This window comes from Halorubrum halodurans (assembly GCF_002252985.1).
GTDB lineage: Archaea > Halobacteriota > Halobacteria > Halobacteriales > Haloferacaceae > Halorubrum > Halorubrum halodurans.
On record NZ_NHPJ01000119.1, the window covers coordinates 1 to 4,682 of the forward strand.

Annotated in this window: 6 protein-coding genes; 4 read left to right on the forward strand and 2 right to left on the reverse strand. The window is 71.4% G+C overall.

What is annotated here, in order from left to right:
• The 3 genes from DJ70_RS13725 to DJ70_RS13735 form a co-directional block, all read left to right on the forward strand.
• A partial coding sequence (locus DJ70_RS13725) for a 50S ribosomal protein L10 (protein WP_143421042.1) occupies window positions 1–844 on the forward strand: 844 nt, incomplete at its 5' end.
• A 15-nt stretch (window positions 845–859) separates the two neighbouring features.
• Window positions 860–1,192, forward strand: a complete 333-nt coding sequence (gene rpl12p, locus DJ70_RS13730) for a 50S ribosomal protein P1 (protein WP_094533931.1) — start codon at window positions 860–862, stop codon at window positions 1,190–1,192.
• 142 nt (window positions 1,193–1,334) lie between these two features.
• Complete coding sequence (locus tag DJ70_RS13735) at window positions 1,335–1,526, forward strand: hypothetical protein (protein WP_094533933.1); 192 nt, start codon at window positions 1,335–1,337, stop codon at window positions 1,524–1,526.
• Between the two features lie 31 nt (window positions 1,527–1,557).
• Here DJ70_RS13735 and DJ70_RS13740 read toward each other — a convergent pair whose 3' ends face one another.
• Window positions 1,558–3,090 carry an ATP-binding protein gene (locus DJ70_RS13740; RefSeq protein WP_094533935.1) on the reverse strand — a complete coding sequence of 511 codons (1,533 nt, stop codon included), beginning with the start codon at window positions 3,088–3,090 and terminating at the stop codon, window positions 1,558–1,560.
• Between the two features lie 96 nt (window positions 3,091–3,186).
• The gene (gene panB / locus DJ70_RS13745) at window positions 3,187–4,008 is read right to left on the reverse strand and encodes a 3-methyl-2-oxobutanoate hydroxymethyltransferase (RefSeq protein ID WP_094533937.1); all 822 of its coding nucleotides are present in this window, start codon (window positions 4,006–4,008) and stop codon (window positions 3,187–3,189) included.
• 131 nt (window positions 4,009–4,139) lie between these two features.
• On the opposite strand from panB, the gene DJ70_RS13750 reads away from it, so the two are divergent.
• Window positions 4,140–4,412: a DUF5822 domain-containing protein gene (locus DJ70_RS13750; RefSeq protein WP_094533939.1), complete on the forward strand. Its 273-nt coding sequence runs from the start codon at window positions 4,140–4,142 to the stop codon at window positions 4,410–4,412.
• Window positions 4,413–4,682 lie beyond the last annotated feature (270 nt).

A 4,682-nucleotide genomic window follows, 5' to 3' on the forward strand; every position in this document is an offset into this window, starting at 1 on the left:
CGTCCGCGCGTTGGAGGAGGTCGACGGGGGCGTCGAGGAGCTGACCGAGTACGTCGCCGGGCAGGTGGCGCTCATCGGCACCAACGACAACCCCTTCGGGCTCTACAAGCAGCTCGAGGCCTCGAAGACGCCGGCGCCGATCAACGCGGGCGAGGTCGCCCCGAACGACGTCGTCATCCCCGAGGGTGACACGGGCGTCGATCCGGGTCCGTTCGTCGGCGAGCTCCAGACCGTGGGCGCGTCCGCGCGCATCATGGACGGATCGATCAAGGTCACCGAGGACTCGAAGGTCCTCGAGGAGGGCGAGGTCGTCGACGACGACCTCGCGAACGTCCTGACCGAGCTCGGCATCGAGCCGAAGGAGGTCGGACTCGACCTGAAGGGCGTCTACTCCGAGGGCGTCCTCTTCGAGCCGGACGAGCTCGCCATCGACGTCGACGAGTACCGCGCGGACGTCCAGTCCGCCGCGGCCGCCGCGCGCAACCTCTCGGTCAACGCCGCCTACCCGACGGCCGCCACCGCCGGCGCCCTTCTCGCGAAGGCGTCCGGCGAGGCGAAGTCCGTCGGGCTGTTCGCGGAGATCGAGAGCCCGGACGTCGTTCCCGACCTCATCGGGAAGGCCGACGCCCAGCTCCGCGCGCTCGCGGCGCAGATCGACGACGAGGAGGCGCTCCCCGAGGAGCTTCAGGGCGTCGAAGCCGCCCCGGCTCCCGAGACGGACGACGGCGACGACGAGGAGGAACAGGCGGACGAAGAGACGGAAGACGCCGAGGAGACCACCGACGACGACGCCGACGATGACGGCGACGACGGCGGCGAGGGACTCGGCGCGATGTTCGGATAACACGAGGTTACACCAATGGAATACGTTTACGCTGCGCTCATCCTGAACGAGACTGGCGAAGAGATCAACGAGGACAACGTCACCGGCGTGCTCGAGGCCGCCGGCGTCGACGTCGAGGAATCCCGCGTCAAGGCGCTCGTCGCCGCGCTGGAGGACGTCGACATCGAGGAGGCCATCGAGACGGCCGCCGCGGCCCCCGCCGCGGGCGCCGCCTCCGGCGGCTCCGCCGACGAGGCCGAGGAGGCCGACGACGGCGACGACGAGGAGGAGGCCGAGGCCGAGGAGGCCGACGACGACGACGAGGACGAGGGCGACGGCGGCGAGGGTCTCGGCGAGCTCTTCGGCTGAGTCCGCCCCAGGCACCGCGTCACCGCGCCGATCTCCGGGGCGAAACCGCCCCGCAGTACCGCGTTTTTTCGACCCGCCGCGTTTCGCCGAGTGATAACCTCGGCCGCGATCTTTTATACCGGTCCGCCGAACCGACCGTCGAATGAAGATCGTCGACGGCGACAAGGCGGAGTGTGCTCGATGCGAGTCGGTGTTCCCGCTCGAGGCCGTGTCGCTCCTCGAGAAGGAGACGAACCGGGACTACGAGCGGGTGTTGTGCGCGGCGTGTCTCGGCGCCGTCGGCGTCCCCAGGGGCTACTCGCTGCGCCGGGACGTCACGCATCTCGGTCGGTGATCGACGCCGCGGTTCGACCTCGAGGAGGGGTTCACGCCCCGTCGTCGACGAACTCGACGCCCGTGATCTCGAAGCGGGCGCCGCCGGTCTCGCTTTCGGTGGCCGCGATCTCCCACCCGTGTGACGCGGCGATCCGCTCGACTATCCGCAGCCCGAACCCGGTTCCGTCGCGCCGCGTCGAGTAGCCGGCGTCGAAGACCCGGTCGCGCCTCTCCGGCGGGATCCCCGGTCCGTCGTCCTCGAGGTAGATGCCCGTGCCGTCCTCGAGGACGCCCGCGACGACGGTCACCCGCTCGCCGCCGTGGTCGATCGCGTTCCGAACCAGGTTCTCGAAGCACTGGCGGACGCGCCCGCGGTCCCCGCGGAAGGTCCCGTCCGTCGCGGTTCGGAGGGTCGCGCCCCCGGTCTCGACGGCCCCGCGACAGTGCTCGACCAGCCCCGACAGCCGGAGCGGCTCGAGGTCGACGTCCGCGTCGTCCTCGCGGGCGAGCCGGAGCAGGTCGTCGATCAGCGCCTCGATCCGGTCGAGCGCGTAGTCGACGCTCGCCAGGTGCTCGCTCTCGATCCCGGCGTCGGCGAGGTCAACACGGGCCAGGTCCAGTCGTCCCGTCGCGACCGCGAGCGGGTTCCGGAGGTCGTGGCTGACGACCCCGACGAACTCGTCGAGCCGCTCGTTGCGCTCCTCGAGCGCTCGCCCGCGGTCGACCTGTTCGATCGCTGCGACGACGTTCCCGGCCAGGATCCGGCCGAGCGTCACGTCGCGCTCGTGGAACGTCCCCGGATCGTGTGACCCGGACACCAACACCCCGTACTCGTCGAGCGGGAGGGTGAGCTGGCTCCGGATCGGCGTCTCCGGGTTGTACGCGTCGGGATCGGACGGCACGTCCTCGACCGCCTCGGCCTCCCCCTGCTCGAAGACGCGCCAGACGATGCTCTCGCCGGGGCCGTACGTCGGCGGCCCGCCCGCGAGGTTCACCGCGGCCGGCGTCGACGCGACCGGCTCGACCACGTTCGCGTCCGGATCGTGGAGGTAGACGGTGCTGGCCTCCAGCCCGTGGATGTCGCTCGCGGCCGCCACGGCCACCTCGGCGACGCGCTCTCGGGTCGTCGCGGCGATGAGTCCCACGCTCGCCTCGTGGAGCGCCTCGAGCTGTCGGGCGTGTTCGGCGGCGACCGTCTCGCCGCTCTCCTCGACCGCCCCGCGGACGGACGCGGCGACCCGCGCGGCCCGGTCCTCACCCTCGATCCGCGACGGCACGTACGCCGACACGCCGGCCGCGACCGCCTCGGCCGCGACCGCCTCGCCCCCGGCACCCGACTTCGGGGCGAGGACGAACGGGAGGGCGCCGTGCTCCGATCGGACGGCGTCCAACAGGTCGATCCCGGTTCCGTCGGGGAGTTCCAGGACGCTGACGACGCAGTCGATCGGCGCCGTCGAGAGCCGGTCGAGCGCCTCCTCGGCCGTCCGTGCCGAGTGCGGCGTCGCCTCGGAAAGCTCCCGTCCCACGGACGCCGCCGTCCGTTCGAGGGAGTCCGGGTCGCCGTCGACACAGAGGACGTCCATGCCCTCCCGGACGACGGTTCGGGTGAAATACGCTTCGGCGGGATCGACGGGGGTCGCGGGGGGTCGGCGGCGGGCGTGACGGTCGGCGGCCGGAGGTCACCCGTCGTCCGGGCGGTAGACGTCCTCGAGGTCCTCCTCGACGTGTGCGTGCTCCTCGCCGGGGAACTCGCCGGTCTCGACGGCGTCCCTGTAGTCCTCGATCGCCCGCTCCATCTCGCCGCGGACGTCGCCGAACTGCCGGGAGAACGGCGGCGACCACTCGCCGAGCCCGATCACGTCGTCGACCACGAGCACCTGGCCGTCGCAGTCGGCGCCCGCGCCGATCCCGATCGTCGGCGTCTCGAGGGCCTCCGTCACCGCGGCCGCGAGGTTGGACGGGACGTGTTCCAACACCAGCGCGAACGCGCCCGCCTCCTCGTGGGCGCGGGCGAGATCGAGGATCTCCGCCGCGGCCTCCTCGTCGGTTCCCTGCCGAGTGTACCCGCCGAGCCGGTTGACGTGCTGGGGCGTGAGCCCGAGGTGGGCCATCACCGGAATGCCGACCTCCGTCATCCGCCGCGTGGTCTCGACGGTGTGCGGCCCGCTCTCGATCTTCACCGCGTCGGCGTCGGCCTCCTTGAGGAGTTCCCCGGCGTTGCGGACCGACTCCGCCTCCTCGAGTCCGAACGAGAGGAACGGCATGTCGGCGACGACGAGCGCGTCCTCGACCGCGCGCGCGACGGCGGCGGTCCGGGAGCGCACGTCCGCCATCGTCACCGGGAGCGTCGAGTCGTAGCCGAGGGCCGTGTTGCCCATGCTGTCGCCGACGAGGACGACGTCGATCCCCGCCTCGTCGACGACGGCCGCGGTCTGTGCGTCGTAGGCGGTGAGCATCGTGATCGGCTCCTCGCGGTCCCGGAGTCCCCGCGTCGTGGTCATCGATCGGCGGTCGTTCCCCGTCCGATTAAAACCGCCGGGATCCCGAGCGAGGCGTCGATCGCCTGCGGGGGCGTCCACCGAGCGCGGCGCCGACCGCCACCGATATGTCCGTCCGCCCCGCTAGGTCACCCGTGCAACCCGTCGAGGAGGCCGAGGTCGAGGGCGTCGACTACGGCTGGGTGATGCAGACGACGTTCGTGGTCACGATCCTCGTCGGGGCCCCGGTCGTCGCCGTCCTCTCCGTCTTCGTCACGCTGGAGTCGTGGGGCGCCCGCGCCGCGTTCGCGGTCCGGGTCGGCGCGCCGATCTGGTTCCTCACCGCGGTCGCGGTCGCGGCGTACGCGAGACGCACCGAGGCCGGTGACGGGTACTCGGATCCGGACGGTGACAGCGACGAGGAGTGAGAGGAGGGTTCGGGCCGATCGCCGGGTTCGTCGAGTGCTTGGTAGCTAGGCGGAGAACGTTTCGTGAAACGGGCGTCGGATCGTCCATGCTACTAGTACGGGTGTTTCGTGTGTGATCGAGGTGATAAGAATGGGATCGCCGCTGGTGCGGTGAACATCTCCAAAGCCCCAGTCGCGAGGACTCGATGCGCTCGCTGTGCTCCTCGGTCGCTCGTTTCACTCGCTCCCTGCGGTGTCGCCGGCGGCGGAGCCGCCGGCTGCCCGTGGCGC

Bases quoted from the DNA above. Each gene is read 5' to 3' on its own strand.
- rpl12p (WP_094533931.1), top strand. From the start codon at position 860: ATGGAATACGTTTACGCTGCGCTCATCCTGAACGAGACTGGCGAAGAG.
- DJ70_RS13735 (WP_094533933.1), top strand. From the start codon at position 1,335: ATGAAGATCGTCGACGGCGACAAGGCGGAGTGTGCTCGATGCGAGTCG.
- DJ70_RS13740 (WP_094533935.1), bottom strand. From the start codon at position 3,090: ATGGACGTCCTCTGTGTCGACGGCGACCCGGACTCCCTCGAACGGACG.
- panB (WP_094533937.1), bottom strand. From the start codon at position 4,008: ATGACCACGACGCGGGGACTCCGGGACCGCGAGGAGCCGATCACGATG.